Here is a 21,738-nt window from a genome sequence, read left to right on the forward strand (position 1 = left end):
AGAAACTATCCTCTTCAATAGCTACTGGCGATAAAGGTCAAGGTGAAGAAATGGATGAGATTCAACAGCTAAAAGATCGACTAGCGATTAGTGATCTACTCGCCCGTTATACATTAACTATCGACAGCAATGATGCCCGAGGCTGGGCCTCATTATTTACACCCAATGGCCGATTTGAGCATGGCAATATTATGATTCGGGGAAGAGAAAAACTGGAGCGCTACGCAGCGGTTCACAGCAAGTTGGGAAGCCGGCATATTACAAGCTCGCCCCTACATTTTATTTCTGAAGATGGGCAATCCGCCTCAGGGAAAGCAACGACCGTAGAAATCATAGCAACACGATCCGGCTATCGCATTTCTGCTGTTGGAGAGTACCGGGACAAACTCGTTAAAGTCGATGACAACTGGTTAATCGAATGTCGACGAGGAGAAGAAGTTAAACTTCCTGAAGCCCCTGATTTCCCAATCCTCAGCGCCGATCCCGATGCCGGAAAAATAATGAAAATACTAATCGATGCTTGGGATGACTTAGGTGAGCCGATACCAGGGCTTCCCAAAAAATAAAAAAATTCTAATTAGTAAGCCGAGCTAATTAAGTGCACGCAGCGGCACATCATCGCGGCGCCCTATTGATGCCCCTAATATTTTTACTAAAAATTCGGTTAATACGCCTGCAGTAAAGCCCCAAATTTCGAAGTCTTCATACATATACGCCGGAAGGTATATTTCCTGGTTATCAATAATAATACGATCAGTGCGAATACGCGGGTCTGCAAGAAAGAAAGACAGGGGGACTCGAAATACTGCATCCAATTCTCCTGGGTTTGGGAATAATTGGATATCCGGTGAAATTATCCCTACCCAAGGGGTCACATGTACCTGCCAGCGGGTAGTCCGCGGCCAAAGGGGGCCGAGTACGCGTACGTCATCCATAGGTAGGCTGACTTCTTCTTCCGCCTCACGCAAGGCGGTAAATTGAAGCGATGGGTCCGTGGCATCCCAGCGCCCCCCAGGGAGAGAAACTTCACCGGAATGTGTGGAGAGATTTGCAGAGCGCTTAGTTAGAATTACTTGAGGGTCCGGCTCTTCTGTCAGGGCAATCAGTACTGCGGCATGGCCTTGCAGGTCAGGCCCTGCCGGAACCCTTGCTTCCAAGTCCTCAATTTGCCCTACGATTTTCTGTTCAATAATCTCTAGCATAAATCTGTGCCCTGCCCCGATCGCTGCGGGGGCTCCATAACATTCATCATACCGTTTTTCAGCGGTAACACTGAGCGATATGCCACAATATCCATTTGTGACTTACCACCCTACCACACAATCAACAGCTTGGCTCAGGTGGATTCAGACCCACCATTCGCGGTCTTATCCTCATCAATTTTGGGGGTATAGCCCCCTTTCAGCTTTTCCCGCACCGTTTGCACCAAGGCGTAATACACAGGCACTAGCAAAGTGGCGAAGAGACTCGCAGCCAACATACCGCCAAAGACCACTAGCCCCAGGGAAACCCGGCTTACTGCGCCGGCACCGGTGGCGACCAGTAGTGGAATTACCCCTAAAATAAAGGACATGGCCGTCATTAATACCGCGCGGAATCGCAGGCGCGTAGCCGATAGAGCCGCATCCGCAATAGACCGACCCTTATCGCGTTCCACGCAGGCAAACTCTACTATCAGAATCGCACTCTTTGCTGCCATCCCAATCAGTAATACCAAACCGATCTGCGTATAGAGATTGTTGATAGACCCCGCGATAAATACCGTAAACATAGCGCCACCAATCGCAATGGGGACGCACAACATCACTGCAAAGGGGATAGTCCAGCTCTCATATTGGGCGACCAAAAACAAGTAGACAAATATAACGGCCAAAGAGAACAGGATTGGGGCCAGATTACCCGCGGTCACCTCCTGTAAGCTGATGCCCGTCCACTCGTATCCATAACCTTCTGGCAACTTTGATGCCAAGTCTTCCATAGCATCCATTGCCTGGCCACTGGAATACCCCGGTGCCGGTGATCCATTGATAGTGACGCTGTTATATAAGTTGTAACGGGTTATTGTTTGTGGCGCGACCACCGGAGTAATAGTTGAGATAGAAGTCAGCGGTACCAAACCGCCACTATTGGCACGAACATAAAAGCCAGCCAGATTTTCCTCTTTATCGCGAAATTGTGCATCGGCCTGAGCGATTACACGAAAGACCTTTCCATATAGGTTAAAGTCATTGATGTAATAGCCCCCCAAAAAGGTTTGCAACGTTAAATACACATCTGGCAAGGGGACCCCAAGCACATGCGATTTTTCTTTATCCACCTTTAATTCAAGCTGCGGTGTAGCGGCCTGAAAACTGGTAAAGGCCTGGGAGATTTCACTGCGCTGATTGGCATTGCCCAGCAGGTCAAACAAGACCTGTGACAATTCAGTAATACTGCGCCCCTGTAGATCTTCGAGTACAAATTCAAATCCACCAACGGTGCCAATACCCGGAAGTGGTGGAATGACAAACGGCAGCACTTGGGCATCGGGAATTGCAGATAACTTTTTCTGTACCCGATCCATAATGGCAAACTGGCTATCTTCTCTATTCGTGCGGTCATCCCAGGGTTTTAACACAGCAAACATCATTGCCGTATTGGAAGAAACACTGCTGGTAAGCAGGTTGTAACCGGGCACTCCAACCACATGAGCCATACCTGGCTCTTCCATTAGAACATCGGTCACTTGATTGACAATGGGTCCGGTTCGCTCCAGGGAAGAACCATCTGGCAACTGCACGTGCAACATAAACGTGCCCTGATCTTCATCGGGAATAAAACCGGTGGGGATTCGGGTAAAGAGTAAATAACAGAATAGTAAAATCAGAATAATTGAGGCAATACCGATGAGCGGTATTTTGATACAAGCCCTCACCATTCCCACATAAAAACCTGTAGAAATATGCAGAGCTTTATTAAAGAAACCAAAAATACCGGTCTCTTTAATACCGGCTACTTCCCCGTCTTTGCTCGGCTTTAACAAACTGGCACAGAGGGCCGGACTTAATGTCAGTGCATTCAGGGAGGAAATGGCCACCGCCATTGAAATGGTGACAGCAAACTGTTGATACATTTTCCCCGTAATTCCCGGCATCAACATTACCGGGACAAAAACTGCAAACAAAACAAGGGTAGTAGCAATAACGGGGCCGGTAACTTCCCGCATCGATTCCAGCGCGGCTTCCTTTGGCGGGAGGCCATCAGCCATTAACCGCTGGGTGTTTTCCACCACGATAATCGCATCATCTACCACTATGCCTATCGCCAGGATTAAGGCAAACAATGTGATGGTGTTAATCGTCATCCCAAATGCCAGCATTAAGGCAAAGGTGCCTATCAGGGATACGGGAATAGCAATGGCTGGTACCAGCGTAGAGCGCCAATCCTGCAGAAACAAAAAAACCACCAGGATTACCAGTATCAACGCAATAATCAGGGTTTCCACGACTTCTTTAATTGACGCTTCTACAAACAAGGTGGTGTCGTAGAGAATCTCTGCTTCCAATCCATCGGGAAAACGCTTAGACAGTTCCGCGACTTTAGCTTTAATACCATCGGCTACTTCAATCGCATTTGCCTCCGGCAGCTGGTACACCCCAATCACTGCTGAAGCCTGGTTATCCAATTGCCCATAGGAAGAATAAGATTCACTTCCCAGCTCCACCCTCGCCACATCCTTGACTTTTACCATGGCGCCATCGGGCTTGGCGCGGATGGTGATGTCCTCAAATTCGCTGGGAGATACCAAGCGCCCCTGCACCAAAATATTGTATTGGAACTGCTGATCTTGGCGGATCGGTGGCGCCCCGATCTGACCGGCGGCTACCTCTACGTTCTGTGCCTGCACAGCAGAGATAACATCCTGGGCGGTCACATCTAACGAGGCCATCCGGTTGGGGTCGAGCCAGAGGCGCATGGCGTAATTGCGCGAGCCAAAAATAACAACACTGCTCACCCCCAGCACCCGCGCCAATTCATCTTTTAAATAAATCTCGGCGTAATTTGCCAGAAATAATTCATCAAACTTTTCATCTGGGGAGAACAAATTGACTACTAGTAACAGCGTGGTGCTCTGCTTGGAAACTACCACCCCATCTCTTTTCACATCCTCAGGTAGCTGGGGAGTGGCCTGCTCCACCCGGTTCTGAACATTAACCTGGGCGATGTCATCGTCGTAGCCAGGCTTGAATGTCACCGTGAGACTGTAGGAGCCATCATTGCCACTGGTGGAAGACATATAATCCATGCCCTCCACACCATTAACTTGCGACTCAATCGGCACAGCCACACTATCGCGCACTACTTCGGCGCTGGCACCGGCAAACGTGGCGGCGACATTGATGGTCGGTGGCGTTATTTCAGGGAATTGCGACACCGGTAATTGTGGCAAGGAGAGTATCCCAGCGAGGGTGATCAATATGGAAATAACAAAGGCGAATCGTGGCCGCCGGATACAAAAGGCGCTAATCATGGGCAGCGACAGCTATTTGTAGTCATCGTCATGCCCCTCAGATTCAGGGCTTGCTGGTGCCGCTTCCCCATCAATTACCGGTAGTTCTCTCTCCCCTTGACTGTCTGTAGAGCCAGATTTCGCCGCAGAACTACTACTTTGCTCAGCGGGAGGGGCTGGTGGCGCTTCAACATCGTAGGGGTTTCTAGGGGTGTTTTGCGGCGTCACCGGCTTCCCTGCGACAACCCTCTGTAAACCATTAACGATTACAGATTCACCGGCGACAAGCCCGCGATCTACAGCCCACAACTCCCCTTCCCTCTGCCCCAAGGTCAGGTAGCGCTTCTCCGCAATATTATCTTTGCCCAAAACAAAGACATAACGCCCCTGCATATCCTCCATGACCGCTGACTGGGGTACCAGCGGCCTCAGGGCGTCATTGCCGGTGTAGACGCTTATGGAAACTCGGGCAAACTGGCCCTGTACTAATAGTTGGCCTGGATTGGGAAACAGGGAGCGCACCGCTACCGATCCGGTATTGGGATCGATCTGATTATCGATAAATACGATTTTGCCCTTATGGGGGTAGTAATTGCCGTCGGGTAACTCAATGCGGACATCCAGGCGAGTGGGACTTAAACCCTCTCGCTGCCGCCGCTGGGAATCCACCTGCACCGCATAAAGTTGCTCTTCTGGCACTTCAAAGAGCACATAAATGGGATCCATTTTTACTATGGTGGCCAGGGGATCGGTGCTTGGCCCTACCAGGGAACCCACTGGAAATTCTGTACGCCCGATTCTTCCAGTGAGTGGCGCGTAAACTTTGGTATAAGAAAGATCCAGCTCAGCGCTTTGAACTTTGGCGCGATTGGCATCGACTTGGGATTCCGCTTCCTCAAAATTACCTTCAAGCTCATCCATCTGTACCTGACTGATAGCCCCTGTGGCCACCAAACGTCGGCCACGCTGGAAGTTCCGTTCAGCAACTCTCAGGGAGGCTTGGGATTGTTCCAGAGTGGCGCGCTGATTCGCCAGTTCGGCAATAAAAGGGCGCGGGTCAATTTCAAACAGTAACTGCCCTTTCTGGACGGTTTCCCCCTCGGTAAAATTGCGACTCTGGATATATCCTTGTACACGTGGGCGGACTTGATATTCATCAGTTGCCTCTACCCGTCCGACGAATTCAAAGCGGGGGATAACAGGCTCCTCCCTAACAACCAGTACTTCTACTGGCGGGGGAGGTGGCGCCTTTTCCTCTTCGCCTTTACCACCACAGGCGCAAAGGGCAAGGAGCGCTAGTCCGAGCAGAAAAAAACGCGCCATCGCAGGGTAGATACCGCCTTTATACTTCAACATCACTAACAACTATAGGCGTCAACCGGTCCGGAAGCTGGCGCTCAAATCTCGCATGGGTATACTGACGCCATGAAATTTTGCAGCCAATGCGGCAGTAACGCCGTAACACTTTCCATTCCCAAGGGCGATGACCGCCCCCGCCACATCTGTGGCAGTTGCGGCGCCATTTACTACATCAACCCCCGTGTTATTGTCGGGGTTGTCCCTTACGTTGGCGACAAGGTGATGCTGTGCAAGCGCGCCATACAGCCGCGCCTGGGGCTCTGGACTCTGCCTGCCGGGTTTATGGAGAGTGGCGAAACTAGCGAAGAGGGCGCCTTGCGAGAGTCCTGGGAGGAAGCCCGGGCCAGTATCCGCGTGGACGAGCTCTACTCCGTCTACGATATTCCCCATATCAATCAGGTCTACATGATGTACCGGGGTGAATTGACCGATATGAATTTCGGACCCGGGCCTGAATCGCTCGAAGTTGAGCTATTTCGCGAAGACGAAATTCCCTGGAGGGAGATTGCATTTCCCATCATGCACCGCACTTTGGAGCACTATTTCGAAGATACCCGTATCGGGCAATACCAGTTACACCGCGGTGTCATCAATCGAAAGCTGTAAACCACTTTACTTAGTTAGTTAATGACCCTGCATTAAAAGGATGTTTGCATGAAATACTTTCCAATGCTCGGTGCCTTGTTACTGGTAGGCATTGTCCTGCCTATGATCTTACCGGGCCCAGATGGCAAACCCATTATGTCACCCTCCGACTGGCTGCCACAAAAACCGGATATTTCAGCGATTCGCGAAACCGGTGAGCGAGCTATGCAAAGTGTGCGCGAAACCACCCAGGAATCAGTGTCAAAAATTGAAGAGTTGGCAACTTCCAGCGGGCTTGTATCTCAAGGGGATTCTGACAAGCAAACATCTGAGGTTTTTACCTGGAAAGATAAAGATGGGAACTGGCACTTCTCAGACACCGTGCCGGAGGGGTTGGATTCTCACGTGCGTATTCACCGCGTCAAGCCTCTAAATACAGTCACTGCCAATGACCCTATTGAGTTGAGATCCGACTCGATCGTTGAAGACAGTAGCCCCGCCGAAAATAAACTGCCGACCCACCACACCAGTGTTTCAAAATTACTGGAAGATGCGAAAGCGATCGAGCAAAAAAGCCACGAACGACAAAAGGTACTCGATAGCCTTTAAGAGACCTCTGCTTTATTTAAGCCGGCACTACTGCAGCGATCATCCAATCGCCAGAGGTCAAACGCCGGTTCTTCATAGGGGTGGGCTGCTCGCATTGCATTGAGAGCAGCATCCACCAGCTCATCGGCACAGACCATCTCCACACGGTATTCCATTACAGTCTCGACCTGTCCCGACTGACCAATAAATGGCTGACTCCCATCCAGCGGCCTGAACTGCCCCTCTCCCAGGACTTGCCAACAACAACTATCGTAGTCACCAATACGCCCAGCCCCCACGGAAAATAGCGCTTGCTTTACCGCTTCCAAGTGAGACTCGGGAATATAAACACATAGCTTATACATAAATAATCGTCCTTCTCTCCCCCAAAAACAAAGAGGCCTCTTGGGCCCCTTTGTTTACCGGTAAAGTATTTTTTAAAACATCATAGTCATTAACTTGCGCTGGTACTGAGTGGCAACAGGGTCGCCAGCACCCAAACTTTTTACAATATCCAGGAACGTCTGCTTGGCAGCACCATCGGCAAAGCCCATGTCTTTACGCAAAATATCCAGCAATAATTCCAATGCTTCTTCATGGCGGTTGGCTTGGCTGTACTGCACGGCCAATTGATAAGCAGAATCGCTATCCGCAGGGTTTTCTTCCAGCGCCTTTTGCAGAGCCTGAATTTCTGGAGTTTCTGCTGCCTGTTGCTTCAGCTCTAATTGAGCCATCAGCTGCTGATATTCCGCGTCCTGATCTGCCAGCAGAATTTTACTGAGCACAGTCTCCGCTTCCTGGGCACGGTTTTGGTCGAGCAAGATAGCAGCCAGTTGTTTGGCGATATCAGTGCGTTCAGACGATTCCGTATAAGCCTGACGCAACAGAGGCAGGGCTTCCGCCACTTTATCTTCACCGATTAACGCCTGTGCCTGCTGCAACTTTATGTCCCAGGGTTTTGGCAGATACTTATCCAGCATCTCACGAATCTGTGTCTCTGGCTGCACACCGGCAAAGCCATCTACCGGCTGGCCATCTTTTAAAACCATTACCGTGGGCAAACTGCGTACACCCAGCTGACCCGCCAGCATTTGCTCGGTATCTGCATTGACCTTGGCCAATAAAAACTGACCGCTATACTCATTGGCCAGTTTTTCCAACACCGGCATCAACTGCTTGCACGGCTCACACCAATCGGCCCAAAAGTCCACCACTACCGGGCGCTTCATGGACTCTTCAATCAGAATTTGCTGGGCGTTCTCTGCCGTTACATCGACAATAAATTCGTTCACATCCTCTCCTAGACTAAATCTGGGTATTTCTATTCTCAGGGGCCTCTAGCGGTAGAGCAGCTCCGCTCCATAGGCCAGTTCCAGGGACTCCCGCTCAAGCTTGCGAAGCCCCTTAACCACCAAGCCATATGAGCGATCCACCATTCGCTCAATCTCATAATCGGGCACTGTGCCATCCAACAACACCGTATTCCAGTGTTTCTTGTTCATATGGTAACCCGGGATAACACCGGAAAAGATGTCCCTTAAGGCCTGGGCTTCATCGGGATCGCACTTGAGATTACTGGCGTTCACCCCGCGGTAACAGCTTAAGGTAGCAAACATACGCCCCTTAATCTTAAATACCGCTACATCCGGGCCAAAAGGAAAATCCTCGATAGCTTCCGGGCGCGATAGTAAATACTCTCTCAAAGTGCCTTTTTGCATGATTACCAATCCAGGGATGACGGCAGGCGCGGCGAGGACAATAAGCGGGTAAAGCGCTGCCAGCGCTCTTCACTATTTTGACTGCCCTGCTCTACATAATCAGCAACCAGTGTCTTACCCCAATTGTAATTAATTACGTAGGCGCCGTAGGCATCTACAAAATCCTTCCGCTGTGCTGCCTTGGCGGGGCTCATCAAGGTATATTTCTCAAACAACGCAGGTACCTGCGCGCCCTCAATTTCCCCGTCGATATACTGGCGGGCAATCTCATTGCCGGCAAAACCCAACTTATCTACCAGGGCCATTACCTGCTCATACTTTTCCGCCGTTTTCGGATCCAGGCCAGCTAGGGGGTAGAGAACTTCCATTTCAAAACGGGTTTTCTCTTCACCGGGGAAAGTCAGCTCAATCCCGTAGTTTGCACTTCCTTCGGCAATCAGTGACTGTGGACTGAAAAGCGGGTAAACGCTGTACTCTGCCCAACCCCGTTCCTTGACCAGAGTTTGCTCCAACAGCGCGTTATAGGTGTGATGCCCCGGATACCCTTCGTGACAGCCCAGATCAATAGCCCTATCTATCGTAATAGGCAGGCCATTGTTCACCTGTATAAGACTGTGCGAACGCCCCTTATACCAGTTGTAGCCACTCCAGGGTTTGTCGCTGACATACTCCAGAACAAAACTCTCATCCGCTGGGAGTGAAACATACTGCTTGGTGCGCGCGCGGCATTCTTTAATGGCGGCATCAAATACGGCCTGAAGGCGATCGGCAGGAATTTCATAAGCTTTGCGGAAGCTGGCTACCCTCTCACTCAAGGGCTGCTCACCTGGGAGTAATGCTTCCAACTCCTCCAGCATGGGTTCAAAACTTTCCAAATCCTGCTGCGGGGGCTCGGTGTCGTAGAGGGTTCGAGCTTCATTGGTGAAGCTTCTCGGGCTCTCTCCTGCCAGACTACGAGCATGGAACACCAGGGCCCGCAACTGTGTCTTCAGGTAATGCATGCGCAGGTTTTCGATAGACCCATCGCCGTCGATTACCGCTGGCAGCTCTGCCAGTAAAGACTCACCGCGCCGGGCGATATCTGCAGCGCTCGCCTTACTCTTGGTGGCAGTTTCACGCAATTCAGCCGGACCGTAATAGGCATCGACATAGCTGTCGTCATGATTTCCCAGTTCAAGTACTAGAAGGACATAAGCCTGGGCCAGACTATCCATCGCACTAACTCCATTATCGGATTTGGGATTGGTTGTAGTCGATTGATTATCAACCCCGACTTCAGAATCGGCTTTTTTATTAGCTGTAGTTTGGCCATCACAAGCCCCGAGCAGAAGGGAAATAGCCAGCACTGGTAGCGCCTGTGCCAGTGTTCTCAAATACATAATTCTTATTTCTCTCACGTACATTAACAATGGGAGCTGGAAACTAATGGAATCAGGCCCCTCCAGGACCGAGACGCAGTGACATCAGGAACGCTAAAACAACTTAACCCTGGCGGCTGGGCTGCTGTTCTACGTCCTCCCCTTCCCCAAGGCTATCGCTGCCACCTTCATCCAGGGGCTCCCCCTCCCCATGAACTTCAAACTCATCGGCCACCGGAGCTTTGCGCAAGACCAGGAACCCCGCCACTCCAGCAATTACTGATGCCAGTAGGATACCCGCTTTAGCTTGGATCAACAGCTCATATTCAGAGCTAAAGGCCAGCTCGGCAATGAAGATCGACATAGTGAAGCCAATCCCGCCAAGGAGTGCAACACCGACAATATGTTGGAAATTGGCGGACTTAGGCAACTTGCCCCAGCCAAGCTTCCAGCCAATCCAGGTGGCGCCAACGATACCCACCAGCTTGCCCACAACCAAGCCGGAAATGACCCCTAGGGTGACAGGATTTATCACTGCCGAAGAACTGGTAAAACTACTAAAGGGAATACCGGCGTTAGCCAATGCAAAAATAGGGATTATTACGAAACCCACCGGTGTGTGCAGGCGGGTTTCCATGCGCTGTAGCGGCGATTGCGCCAGGTTGACGCCATTTCCCAGCGCCATCACTCGGGCGCGCAACGCATCGTTAGCAATAATCTTATCGCCTGGACGGAAACAGCGGTCAAAGCTGCGAATAATATCCTTTACAAAGGTACTAAAGGCCACCGGGTCATATTTGGGTTTGGCCGGCAGTGCCATTGCCGTAATCACCCCCGCAATAGTCGCATGTACCCCCGCCAGGTAGAACTCATACCAGAGCAGCACACCGACAAATACATAGGCCGGAGAACTGCGAACCCCCGCCGCTTTTAGCAGCCACATAATCACTACCAGGCAACCCGCCGCAATCAGCGCGGTGATATTCACCTGTTCGGTATACCAGATTGCAATCACTAAAATTGCGCCCAAATCATCCACAATGGCTAGCGCAACCAGGAAAGTAACTACCGCACGAGGCACCCGATTCCCCAAGAGGGCAATACAGCCGACAGCAAATGCTATATCCGTGGCCATGGGAATGCCCCAGCCACGCTCTGCACCACTATCCGCATTAAAAGAAGCGTAAATAAGTGCCGGCACCACCATTCCGCCAATTGCCGCCATCACCGGAAGTACAGCCTGGCGAAGGTCGGACAGCTCTCCCACCATAAATTCGCGCTTTAATTCCAATCCCACCAGAAAGAAAAAGATCGCCATCAAGCCATCGTTGATCCAGTGATGTAAGGAGAGAGAGAATTCCCAGTTTCCCGCGCTGAGGCTGATGGGCATGTGCAACAGGTGTTTGTAAGCCTCCTGCAAAGGAGAGTTGGCAATAACCAACGCCGCCAGAGCAGATAGCATCAACAAAATACCACTGCTACTTTGGCGATGGATAAATTCTTCAAAGGGAGTAACCAAGCGCCCAAAGGCACCCTCAAGTGGCGCCTCAAAGACCTTTCCCTTGCGAATTTTGAACTTATCCAGAACGCTTTTTGCCATCAGCTAACATCCTCCTTACTAAAGATTAGTCCCACAATTTGCGGAGCCGCACTTCTACCTGCTGGAGCCAGAGGTTAGCATGGGCCCTGTATTCTCAATTATGTAAACAGGATTGCACCGCGAAACATGACCCGATTGGATCAACTGCTTGTACAGAGAGAGCTGGCAAACTCCCGCACCCATGCAAAGAAACTGATTGATGCCGGAAGGGTCATGGTATCCGATGGCGGTACCCTCCAGCCCGCGCGCAAGGCCGGGCAAAGCATTCCAGAAGATTGCGCCCTTGAAGTCACCCCCCTACCGGAAGACCAGTATGTTTCCCGAGCGGGCGTGAAATTGGCCGCCATCCTCGACCAGACAGGACTAAACCCCTCTGGGTGGCACGCACTGGATGTTGGCTGCTCTACTGGCGGTTTTAGCGACTGCCTACTTCAACGGGGAGCAGCATCAGTCGTCGGTGTTGATGTTGGGCGAGATCAGTTGGCGCAGAAGTTACTGGATGACCCCCGTATGCACCTATTTGAAGGGGTAAATGCACGCCACCTGGAAGCCTCCCAAATCTCCCCCCACGGAGACACAGGTTTTGATGCCATCGTTATGGATGTCTCTTTTATTTCCCAAGCACTCATTCTGCCGCAGTTACCCGCCTTGCTTAAACCTTCGGGGCAACTCTTAAGTCTGGTTAAACCGCAATTTGAAGTGGGCCCGGAGGGGATTGGCAAGGGTGGTCTGGTGCGTGATGCCAAATACTACCCGGAGGTGCACGAGCGCATTACTGCCTTATGTGAAGACTTGGGACTTGAGGTGAAAGAGTATATTGATAGCCCAATAAAGGGCGGCGATGGCAATCGGGAGTTTTTACTTTGGGCAAGTCCACGCCAAACCTAAAGTACCTTTGAATATATCAACCCTATTTCCAACCCCGATAGTTCTAGAAGATAAGAGCTATCGGACCCGTCAAAATAAAAAATAACGCTACTATCTTAACGCTTACTATCGCTTCATATACTTTTTGCATAGTGCCCAGCAGATGTTTTACCAAATCGTTAAAAGCAACCCTCCCTATTAAAAATGTGACTTCACTATCCATTTAATAAAAATCCATTTTTTATATCACTATTTATACATAGGGTCGTAACAACTCCTACCTATTCTCCGCCATGCAACTCTATCCAGGATAATCATAATGAAAAAACTACTTATCATGGCGGCCCTATCCACTTCTATACAGGCGGCTCCGCTAATAAACTATCAAGTTATTGATGGCGATACAGTTCACGGTTACGTCGACAATGAGTATGTAAAAATACGCTTGAATTGCATTGATGCCCCTGAGACCAACCCCAGTACCCAACCGTACAGCCCCGAAGCCACTCAAACCCTAAGCGACCTATTGTCATTTGGTTCAGTTGATTTTGAATCTACAGGGAAAGACATCTATGGTCGGGAAACTGGGTACCTGCATGTGAATGGGTACAATATCAATCAAGAAATGGTAATACGGGGAGCTGCCTGGAATTATGAATACTATTGCGGCAGCGAGTTTGAACTCGAGCAGGAATTTGCTTACTACTACGGCCTTGGGTTGTGGTCGAACACTGATGCTATAGACCCCTACTGTTTTCGCAAGAACTTGGACTACGATTACTGCTACTACAATCCAGAGAACAACTTAATTTTAGATAACTAGGTCAAACGCAATAAAAGTCAGAAAAATACAGCATCAAATAGCTTGGAGATCTGACTTTAGGGCAACGGCAGCACTTCAGATCACCAAGTTAAGCATAACTACTGAAAATAAATCTAATCGACCTCAAGTTGAGCCATTCTATTTCTTGCTGTTTCATTATCAGGATTAATTAACAATGATTTTCTATAGCAATCTATAGCAAGCTCTTTCTTCCCCTTTACCATATAAGCTTCAGCCAAGCTATCCCAGGTCTTATATGAACCTGGATAAAACTGTGTATTCAATTCGAAAAACTCTATTGCCTTATCAACATCTATGCCAAACTGATCATTATAGAGACGATCATAGCCAAAGAAACTAATAACATCTTCCCTCAACATGAACGTTCCTCCGAGCTTTCTTGAAAACTGTTCGAAGTGATTTTTAACATTCACTGCGGGGCGAAATCTAGCTTGATCATCGATCATATAACCATCAAAAATTGATCGAAGCCCTCTATAAAAGCTAATAACGGGCATGGTATGATGATTTTCTTCTGCCCCATATGTTACTGAATCTACGTACAGCCCTTTCTTGGGCTCCTCATTTAGCTGCCTAATAAATTCTGCAACATAGTTTTCATCAGGATATACACCTTCTACTCTCTCTGAAGTAGAGATAAACAGCCTGCGCTTTTCAGTTGATTTACCTTGTAGGAATTCAGAATACCGCTTTAACATAATCTGCTCATCCCACCACATACTTGGATCAATAGCGATATACGCATTAAAATCTTCAGGCGATGAATATAAGCTATGAATAACAGGTAAACCTGTAAATGAGTAACCTGCAAGAATTTGATAACCGGATGTCGGATATTCTGCGTTTATCTCTGGGATAAGCTCCTCTCTTAAGAACTCAAGGAATTCATCAGCGCCCCCTGTATTGGAAAGCGCCTGATTTTTACGCCCGCCATATTCAATTAGCGATCTAGTAGGTGAGCTATCTCTAACACGTTCTTGGCTTACGATACCTACGACAATCATTTCAGGAATTACTGGGGTGGCATCAGAGCTCAGCTGCCGAACCATACCTGTGAAGACATGAAAGAAGCTATTAAAATCTGCATCAAGCAAATAGAGAACCGGGTAAACTTTATATCCATCGTTTTTAAAGGATGCGGGAAGAGAAATCCAATACTCCCTTCTCTCTTCGAGAGTTTGCGAGACAATAACCTTGCGCTCACCAATAGTTAACTCATTGGATTGAGCAGTCAAACTCCAAACTGCGGCAATTAAAATTGCTATAAATTTTCCTTTCATAGGAACACTCCATCTTTCCACCAGCTAACCATTTAACCCACTAATAATTTAATAATCAGAAGAGGAAGAAATCATACGCCGCGTTCTGGACTCAATGAGAATGAAGAATTCACGATGTGTTTAGAATGCAGCTTAGTCTTTCCCTCTGCCCAAAAAGTAAGTAGTTAAACTGCGATATATACTCAACTAATCATTTGGATCTTTTAGGCATTAGTCCAAAATATTTCCTGCTTTGCGAAGGGATCCTTGTAAGAATCCTGGCTGACCTGGGTTAAACCAAGCCTTTGCATGGACATTTCAGCTACATGTCTATTAAATGCTGAGATATGCCCTCCATTTAAGTAGTGGTCAATATCTACCCAGGAAGCATGCTTAATTTCTTCCGTATCTGTTATTGAAATATCCCGATTTAAGGCACTTAATTCACATACGAAGTAGATATCCGTATAGCCTAAATTCGTAGGAAATCGGGTAGCAAATCCGAGTACTGAGGAAAACTCGCAGGACACACCGGTCTCCTCATAAACCTCACGAATCACCGCATCGGCTATCTTTTCACCCAGATCAACAGTTCCTCCAGGCAGCTTCGGGCTCGATGCTGCACTGTGGCCCTGGACACAGAGCAGTTGCCCATCAAGAAGTACGAATCCCCCAACTCCCACCGTATGGGTTGGGTAGAAGGGAACATATGCATCTTCCTGAAGCTTAAGAACCAGCCTTGTAGCAGAATCCCGACAGCTATGAAATGTAAAACCATGCTTTAGGCATATCGGGATAAACCGGGTAAGTGCATCTCGGAGATCTATCCATATCAACTTTCGTCTGTTAACTCTGGATACTTCTATAATGGCTACCAGTTCAACCAAGAACTGATTTTCCGTACCAGAAAAATTCTCGAGATCCAAAGTAACGCAATTAAAGGAATCAACTGTATGATGAAACACAAGCAACCTATTCAACACCTAAATGATTTCAATACCATAAACGATATAGCCAACACTGAATCAATCATTCGTTCATTGATGTAAAGCCAACTTCGAATCCAAAATAATAGCTCTGTGCCATTATTTGATAAGATACATCCCTTCAGTATCTGGACGGCTCAATTCAAATCCAAATTTTCTATAAAGCTCGGGAACATCTGCCATCAACGTAATATATGCTGAAGGAAGGGCTTCTCGATCCAGGTAAGCCATAATGTGCTCCATGATCTGACGCCCCAGGCCAACACCTTGGAATTTGGGATCGACAGCAACATCCACTATCTCAAAATTAAGTGCGCCATCCCCCACTACCCGCCCCATAGCGACAGTTTCAGATTGTCTTTTTATATGGATACCATACAAACTATTTGGAAGGCCTTTTTCCGCTGCTTCACGGCTTCTGGGGGTTAAGCCTGTTATCTCTCGCAGTTTGAGGAAATCCTCGGTAGAAGCTACTTTCTCAATAATTGTGTACATACATCGCCGAAAAAAATAAACAAATTAATAGTGCCGCTAAGCCTACCTAGTACCCAGCGACAACCAAACCGCTATAGGCTCCTTAAATTGGAACTTCCTGGATCTCTGTCACCACTTCAGCTTTCACGGAGTTCGCAATAAAACACTGTTTGTGGGAAAGATGATGTATTTTTTCTAACTGCTCGCGACTGGGTTGTTTTTCACCGGAGAAGCGCACTGAAGGACGCAGGGTAACTTTAGTCATAGCAATTCGACCATCCTTATCAGCCCCCATAATTCCTATAGCTTCATCGCAATATTCATCAACCACAAACCCTCGCTTGGCTGCAATCGATAGAAAAAACAACATATGGCAGCTGGAAAGAGCCGCTACAAAAGCTTCTTCTGGATCAACGTTTTCAACTACTGAATAGGGAATGGGTACAACATGGGGGGAAGAGGAGGCTGGGATAGATGCCCCACCATCAAATTGCCAGGTGTGGGCTCGACTGTATTGATTATCGGTGAAAATCTGCTCGTCGCGTTTCCAGGTCACCGTTGAAGTATACTCTGACAAGACTTACCTCCCTTTAGACGACACCCCTAGTCTTGGGGAAAAGGGGCTAAATTGGGATGCTCACCAGCCCTAAGATTACCAAGAACCGGTGAGTGCTATTTCAAATGGTCCATCGCCTCCCAAAGCCGGATATAGGCGCCACAAGAAATACTAGTTAAGCGGCATCCACCTGCTCATCGGTGCGAGCAGCCATGATAAAGTCATTTTTGTGCAGGCCCTTAGCCTCGTGACTCCACCAGGTAACCGTAACCTTACCCCATTCAGTCAGCAGTGCGGGGTGATGCCCCACCTCTTCAGCAATCGCGCCGACACGGTTGGTAAACGCCAGAGCCTGCTTGAAGTTACGAAACTTAAACACGCGTTCCAGCTGCATAATTCCGTCACGGGTCATCGGCGTCCAGTCGGGAATCTGCCGTAGCAGTCCTGGCAGTTCGTCATCACTCACCAGCGGCGCATCGGCACGACAGGCTTCACATTGTTGTTGAGCTAGTTCGGTCATGAATCGGTCCTCAAAACCTTGTTTATTATCGGCTCAATTGGGCCGGCCTCACTCTACCCGCCCCCCCTTAACGAAACAAGTACAGGGCTCAAAAACGCATTTTATCCGGTTTTACCATCACAAAATGGAACCGCATGCTAAAAATATTGGACGATCTATGGCCACCGCAGCCTTGGGTCGACATCGGCAGATTAACGTGAGGATTGTCATGAAAGCACACCTCAGCCTATTACTACTTCTAGTATCTCTAGGAGCCTGTGAGCGCCAGCAAGTGGATAGAGAGCGCCTTCCTCCACCTGAGAAGGTTATCCTGGAGGAAATGCGCTCCGAGACAAACCTGGCATTCGAGCAGCTCTGTCAGCAATTTATACACGGCTTATGGAATTTATTCCCATCCTGGGCGCTCAGTGAAGGCTACTATGAAGTAGCCAAAGAGCTTCAGGTGCCCGATAAGAGTTATCGTGAATTTGTATTGGATTTTGCTCAAATCTATGAACGCAAATTTGCAGCCTTGGATAAAAGCCAGCTCAATATCAATTCACGCAGTAATCTCGCTCTTATAGAAAATTTTCTGCAGCGACTGCAATGGCAATATACCCGCTTTAAGTCATACCAATGGGACCCATCCATATATAATGTTTCCCATTCTTTTGCCCTGATCCTAAACACCGACTATGCGCCACTTCTAAAGCGCCTACATACCGTTAGCACTCGTATGCTGCAAGTGCCCGAGTACTACCAGGCCGCTAAGGCAGCTATCTATCGTCCGGCAGCGCCACAGCTTGAATTAGCAATTCAACAGAGTACAGGCTCACTGGAAGTCTTTGGCGAAGAGCTGGAAAAAACGGTTAAAGAAAGTCAGATGCCTGCGGACGCAAAGGAGATTTTCCTGCGGCGAATGCAGGATTCTCGCTTAGCGATACAAAGCTATATCCACTTCCTACAAAACTTGCAAAAGAAATTGACTAAATCCGGAAAATTCCGTGATTTTCGTATCGGTGAAAAACTCTACGAAGAAAAATTCCAGTTTGATATCAATATTGGAATGAGCGCTGCTGAACTATACCAGCGCGCCATCATAGAGAAGCAGGTAACCCACGATAAAATGACCAAGCTTGCCGATCAACTCTGGCCAAAATACTTTCCTTCTGATTCCCCACCCAACAAGCCACTGGTAAAAATTGAAAAGCTGCTGAACAAGCTTTCCCAATATCATGCCACCAAAGACACTTTCAAGAAAAAAGTAGAGCAACAGATCCCGGAGCTGGCAGAGTTTGTGACCGAAAAAAACCTGTTAAGCCTGGACAAGGAAAAGCCACTGGTAGTTCGAACAACTCCAGCCTATATGCAAGGCTTTGCTGTAGCTTCCATTAATGCGCCTGGCCCCTACCATAAAAATGCAAATACCTATTACAACGTGATGCCCATAGAGACCTACTCCGATCAACGGGCGGAGAGCTTACTGCGAGAATACAACGACTATATCCTGCAGATACTCAATATCCATGAAGCGATCCCCGGGCACTACACTCAACTGGTTTACGCCAACCAGTCCCCCAGTATCCTGAAAACTATTCTCGGCAATACTGCCATGATCGAAGGCTGGGCAGTCTATGCGGAGCGTATGATGCTGGATGCGGGTTACGGTAATTTTTCCCCCGAGCTGTGGCTGATGTACTACAAGTGGAACTTGCGCACTATCACTAATACCATCTTGGATTACGAGGTACAGGTAAAGGGTATCAACCAAGCAGAGGCGATGAAGTTAATGGTCAGGGATGCCTTTCAACAACAGGCTGAAGCAGAGGGTAAATGGCGCAGGGCGACCTTAAGCCAAGTGCAGCTCACCAGCTATTTTGCTGGCTTTACAGATATTTTGGCCCTGCGCGAAGAAATCAAAAAGAAAATGGGCAACAACTTTAGCCTCAAGGGATTCCACGAGATGTTCCTGAGCTACGGCAGTGCACCTATACCAATTATTCGCGAACTGATGCTGGCGGACTTAGCCAAGCAAGGCAATAAATTCCAATAAAAAAGGCCCCTGTTGGGGCCTTTTCTTTAAATGGCGGAAGCGTTACACCTCACCTTCGGCAATCTTGGCTTTCCAGATCAGCGGGCCAGTAGTGTGTACTGACTCACCCTGACTGTCGACAGCCACAGTTACCGGCATATCTTCTACTTCGAACTCGTAAATCGCTTCCATTCCCAGCTCGGGGAAGGCGATAACTTCGGAGCCCTTAATCGCCTGGGCAACCAGATAAGCAGCGCCACCGACGGCCATAAGGTATACCGCTTTATTATCGCGGATCGCCTCAATTGCTATGGGGCCGCGCTCCGCCTTACCGATCATCCCCGCCAAGCCAGTTTCTTCCAGCATAGTGCGAGTGAATTTATCCATACGGGTAGCGGTGGTTGGACCAGCGGGACCAACAACCTCATCGCGCACCGGATCTACCGGGCCTACGTAGTAGATAAAGCGGCCGGTGAGATCCACAGGCAACTTCTCGCCTTTGGCGAGGATATCTACCATTTTCTTGTGCGCCGCATCGCGACCAGTCAGCATCTTACCGTTCAGCAGCAGGGTCTCACCGGGCTGCCAGCTTTGGATATCTTCTGCAGTAATGGTATCCAGGTTTACCCGACGGGTATTGCTGCCCGCTTCGCGGGTAATTTCCGGCCAGTCTTCCAACTTAGGCGGAGTCTGGCGCGCGGGCCCGGAGCCATCCAGGGTAAAGTGGGTGTGACGGGTAGCCGCGCAGTTGGGGATGATCGCTACAGCCTTGTTGGCTGCGTGGGTAGGATAATCCTTGATCTTCACATCCAACACAGTGGTCAATCCGCCCAGGCCCTGGGCACCGATGCCCAGTTTATTGACGGAATCATAGAGTTCCAGACGCAGCTCTTCAGCGCGGTTAGAGGCTCCGCGCTCTTGCAGCTCCTGAATGTCGATGGGGTCGAGCAGGGATTCTTTGGCCAACAGCATCGCTTTCTCAGCGGTACCGCCAATACCAATACCCAGCATGCCGGGCGGACACCAGCCGGCACCCATCTGCGGAACCATCTTCAGCACCCAGTCAACCACCGAGTCAGATGGGTTCAGCATGGCAAACTTGGTTTTGGCTTCGCTGCCGCCGCCTTTAGCTGCCACATAAACTTCTACGGTATCACCGGGAACGATTTCATAGTGAATCACCGCCGGAGTATTGTCTCCGGTATTCTTACGGGCACCATCTGGATCTTCCAGAATAGAGGCACGCAGCACGTTGCTGGCATTTTGATAGGCCCGGCGAACACCTTCGTTAACCATATCGGTAACGCTCATATCCGCTTCCCAACACACATTCATGCCCACTTTCAACTTCACGGTGACAATGCCGGTATCCTGACAGATTGGGCGGTGGCCCTCGGCACACATGCGTGAGTTGATCAAGATCTGGGCCATGGCGTCCTTGGCCGCCGGGTTGACCTCTTTCTCATAAGCCTTGTTCAGGGCCTGAATGAAGTCCTGTGGGTGGTAGTAAGAAATAAATTGCAGCGCATCGGCCACGCTGCCGATCAGATCATCCTGGCGGATAGTGGTCATTGCCAACTCCGATTAACGTCTCGAGGCCGGCGATTCTACACGAAATGTAGGGTTATTGACCCAGATATTCCCATAAATCCCATCCACCTAAAGGGAAAACGGAATAAAAAAAGGCGGACACCAGGTCCGCCTTTTTTAACTCAACCGGAAAATTACATGGATGAAGCTGTGGAGTCACCGCTGGACTGCAGGGAGCGAATCGCATCGCGGAGCTGCACCAGATCCTTATTCACCGAACGGCGGTAAGCATCGATAGACTCTACAGCCTCTTCATTCGCACCGACACGCATAGTCAGGTCACTGCGCACTGAAGCCAGCTGGCGCTCCAAGCGTGCAAGCTTATCGGTCATCTCACGCTGGGAATCTGTATTGCCCTTGCGCAACTCTGCCAGCGAAGCCTCTACAGCAGCGATTTTCTTCACGCTGGACTCGAGGCCGCTGAGCTTGGTGCTGAGCGCGGCGACTTGCTTTTTGTTAGCTGCGACTGCTGTTTTATTGGCGGAGATACTCTTGCGGTTGGTGTCATAGGCAACACCCCACAACTTGCGGATCTCCGAGGAATTTTCCTTGGCTTTTGCATTCAGTACTTCAACCGATGCCGTAGATTCCTCGTCGGAGAGACTAAAGCGCTTCTCCAGTTCAGCAATACGGTTTTCCGCATCGGCAATACGAGTCTCTGCATCACTCAACAGGGTCCGGCTGTCCTGCCATTGCTGGTACAGGAAACCCGAGGCACCCAGGCCACCCATCGCCATAATCAGGGCACATAGACCCAAGAAAGAGAAACCACCTCGGCGCTCCTCCACGATCACCTGTGGCTCTGGTGAATCACTCCTTTCTTCGCTGGTAGTGAGATCCAGTGACGGTTCAAGAGCGGCGCTGCCGCCCAGTGTGGGCTCTTTGCGTTGCATGGTTCGATACACCCGATAACTGTGCTGATGAGTCCGGTACC

General features: G+C 49.3%; 21 protein-coding genes. 6 read left to right on the forward strand and 15 right to left on the reverse strand.

What is annotated here, in order from left to right; all coding sequences use genetic code 11:
* The first annotated feature begins 50 nt into the window (after nucleotides 1–50).
* Complete coding sequence (locus ACJJI3_RS10765) at nucleotides 51–566, forward strand: nuclear transport factor 2 family protein (protein WP_444915836.1); 516 nt, start codon at nucleotides 51–53, stop codon at nucleotides 564–566.
* Nucleotides 567–590: 24 nt separating this feature from the next.
* Here ACJJI3_RS10765 and ACJJI3_RS10770 read toward each other — a convergent pair whose 3' ends face one another.
* From ACJJI3_RS10770 to ACJJI3_RS10780, 3 genes are all read right to left on the reverse strand, one after another.
* Nucleotides 591–1,202, reverse strand: coding sequence for an NUDIX hydrolase (locus ACJJI3_RS10770; protein WP_444915835.1), 612 nt, complete (start codon nucleotides 1,200–1,202; stop codon nucleotides 591–593).
* A gap of 134 nt (nucleotides 1,203–1,336) precedes the next feature.
* Entirely contained in the window at nucleotides 1,337–4,510 is a 3,174-nt protein-coding gene (locus ACJJI3_RS10775) for an efflux RND transporter permease subunit (RefSeq protein WP_444912383.1), read from the reverse strand.
* A gap of 12 nt (nucleotides 4,511–4,522) precedes the next feature.
* Nucleotides 4,523–5,845, reverse strand: coding sequence for an efflux RND transporter periplasmic adaptor subunit (locus tag ACJJI3_RS10780; RefSeq protein WP_413664814.1), 1,323 nt, complete (start codon nucleotides 5,843–5,845; stop codon nucleotides 4,523–4,525).
* Between the two features lie 69 nt (nucleotides 5,846–5,914).
* Here ACJJI3_RS10780 and ACJJI3_RS10785 point away from each other — a divergent pair, with 69 nt between their 5' ends.
* The gene (locus tag ACJJI3_RS10785) at nucleotides 5,915–6,454 is read left to right on the forward strand and encodes an NUDIX hydrolase (protein WP_413664813.1); all 540 of its coding nucleotides are present in this window, start codon (nucleotides 5,915–5,917) and stop codon (nucleotides 6,452–6,454) included.
* Nucleotides 6,455–6,502: 48 nt separating this feature from the next.
* Nucleotides 6,503–7,042, forward strand: a complete 540-nt coding sequence (locus ACJJI3_RS10790; RefSeq protein WP_413664812.1) for a DUF4124 domain-containing protein — start codon at nucleotides 6,503–6,505, stop codon at nucleotides 7,040–7,042.
* Here the strand turns inward: ACJJI3_RS10790 and ACJJI3_RS10795 are convergent.
* From ACJJI3_RS10795 to nhaA, 5 genes are all read right to left on the reverse strand, one after another.
* The gene (locus ACJJI3_RS10795; RefSeq protein WP_413664811.1) at nucleotides 7,039–7,386 is read right to left on the reverse strand and encodes a YqfO family protein; all 348 of its coding nucleotides are present in this window, start codon (nucleotides 7,384–7,386) and stop codon (nucleotides 7,039–7,041) included. The two genes, ACJJI3_RS10790 and ACJJI3_RS10795, sit on opposite strands and share 4 nt — an antisense overlap.
* Nucleotides 7,387–7,458: 72 nt before the next feature.
* Nucleotides 7,459–8,313, reverse strand: coding sequence for a thioredoxin (gene trxA / locus ACJJI3_RS10800; RefSeq protein ID WP_413664810.1), 855 nt, complete (start codon nucleotides 8,311–8,313; stop codon nucleotides 7,459–7,461).
* 45 nt (nucleotides 8,314–8,358) lie between these two features.
* Complete coding sequence (locus ACJJI3_RS10805; protein WP_413664809.1) at nucleotides 8,359–8,739, reverse strand: MmcQ/YjbR family DNA-binding protein; 381 nt, start codon at nucleotides 8,737–8,739, stop codon at nucleotides 8,359–8,361.
* Nucleotides 8,740–8,741: 2 nt separating this feature from the next.
* Nucleotides 8,742–10,118 (reverse strand): hypothetical protein, encoded by a 1,377-nt coding sequence (locus ACJJI3_RS10810; RefSeq protein ID WP_444906065.1) that lies wholly within the window; start codon nucleotides 10,116–10,118, stop codon nucleotides 8,742–8,744.
* A gap of 103 nt (nucleotides 10,119–10,221) precedes the next feature.
* Nucleotides 10,222–11,697 carry a Na+/H+ antiporter NhaA gene (nhaA, locus tag ACJJI3_RS10815; RefSeq protein WP_444906066.1) on the reverse strand — a complete coding sequence of 492 codons (1,476 nt, stop codon included), beginning with the start codon at nucleotides 11,695–11,697 and terminating at the stop codon, nucleotides 10,222–10,224.
* 126 nt (nucleotides 11,698–11,823) lie between these two features.
* On the opposite strand from nhaA, the gene ACJJI3_RS10820 reads away from it, so the two are divergent.
* Together ACJJI3_RS10820 and ACJJI3_RS10825 are read left to right on the forward strand one after the other, a co-directional pair.
* Nucleotides 11,824–12,585, forward strand: a complete 762-nt coding sequence (locus ACJJI3_RS10820; RefSeq protein WP_444942436.1) for a TlyA family RNA methyltransferase — start codon at nucleotides 11,824–11,826, stop codon at nucleotides 12,583–12,585.
* Nucleotides 12,586–12,883: 298 nt separating this feature from the next.
* Nucleotides 12,884–13,387: a thermonuclease family protein gene (locus ACJJI3_RS10825; RefSeq protein ID WP_444942437.1), complete on the forward strand. Its 504-nt coding sequence runs from the start codon at nucleotides 12,884–12,886 to the stop codon at nucleotides 13,385–13,387.
* Nucleotides 13,388–13,500: 113 nt separating this feature from the next.
* Here the strand turns inward: ACJJI3_RS10825 and ACJJI3_RS10830 are convergent, their stop codons facing one another.
* The 5 genes from ACJJI3_RS10830 to ACJJI3_RS10850 all read right to left on the reverse strand — a co-directional run bounded on the left by ACJJI3_RS10830 (nucleotide 13,501) and on the right by ACJJI3_RS10850 (nucleotide 17,203).
* Nucleotides 13,501–14,688: an alpha/beta hydrolase-fold protein gene (locus ACJJI3_RS10830; protein ID WP_444942438.1), complete on the reverse strand. Its 1,188-nt coding sequence runs from the start codon at nucleotides 14,686–14,688 to the stop codon at nucleotides 13,501–13,503.
* 203 nt (nucleotides 14,689–14,891) lie between these two features.
* Nucleotides 14,892–15,632 carry an NUDIX domain-containing protein gene (locus ACJJI3_RS10835; RefSeq protein WP_444942439.1) on the reverse strand — a complete coding sequence of 247 codons (741 nt, stop codon included), beginning with the start codon at nucleotides 15,630–15,632 and terminating at the stop codon, nucleotides 14,892–14,894.
* Nucleotides 15,633–15,752: 120 nt separating this feature from the next.
* A complete protein-coding gene (locus ACJJI3_RS10840) occupies nucleotides 15,753–16,148 on the reverse strand; it encodes a GNAT family N-acetyltransferase (RefSeq protein ID WP_413664801.1) in 396 nt (131 codons plus the stop codon).
* 82 nt (nucleotides 16,149–16,230) lie between these two features.
* Nucleotides 16,231–16,704 carry an OsmC family protein gene (locus tag ACJJI3_RS10845; RefSeq protein WP_413664800.1) on the reverse strand — a complete coding sequence of 158 codons (474 nt, stop codon included), beginning with the start codon at nucleotides 16,702–16,704 and terminating at the stop codon, nucleotides 16,231–16,233.
* 154 nt (nucleotides 16,705–16,858) lie between these two features.
* On the reverse strand, nucleotides 16,859–17,203 hold the full coding sequence (locus ACJJI3_RS10850; protein ID WP_108732232.1) for a 4a-hydroxytetrahydrobiopterin dehydratase: 345 nt from the start codon (nucleotides 17,201–17,203) through the stop codon (nucleotides 16,859–16,861).
* Between the two features lie 208 nt (nucleotides 17,204–17,411).
* Between ACJJI3_RS10850 and ACJJI3_RS10855 the strand changes: the two genes are divergently transcribed.
* Nucleotides 17,412–19,235 carry a DUF885 domain-containing protein gene (locus ACJJI3_RS10855; RefSeq protein ID WP_444942440.1) on the forward strand — a complete coding sequence of 608 codons (1,824 nt, stop codon included), beginning with the start codon at nucleotides 17,412–17,414 and terminating at the stop codon, nucleotides 19,233–19,235.
* 42 nt (nucleotides 19,236–19,277) lie between these two features.
* On the opposite strand, the gene ACJJI3_RS10860 is transcribed toward ACJJI3_RS10855, so the two are convergent.
* Both ACJJI3_RS10860 and ACJJI3_RS10865 read right to left on the reverse strand, forming a co-directional pair.
* The gene (locus ACJJI3_RS10860) at nucleotides 19,278–20,786 is read right to left on the reverse strand and encodes a fumarate hydratase (protein WP_444942441.1); all 1,509 of its coding nucleotides are present in this window, start codon (nucleotides 20,784–20,786) and stop codon (nucleotides 19,278–19,280) included.
* Between the two features lie 152 nt (nucleotides 20,787–20,938).
* Nucleotides 20,939–21,697: a coiled-coil domain-containing protein gene (locus ACJJI3_RS10865; RefSeq protein ID WP_282931689.1), complete on the reverse strand. Its 759-nt coding sequence runs from the start codon at nucleotides 21,695–21,697 to the stop codon at nucleotides 20,939–20,941.
* Between the last annotated feature and the right edge of the window lie 41 nt (nucleotides 21,698–21,738).

This window comes from Microbulbifer maximicatervae (SeqCode) (assembly GCF_052466985.1).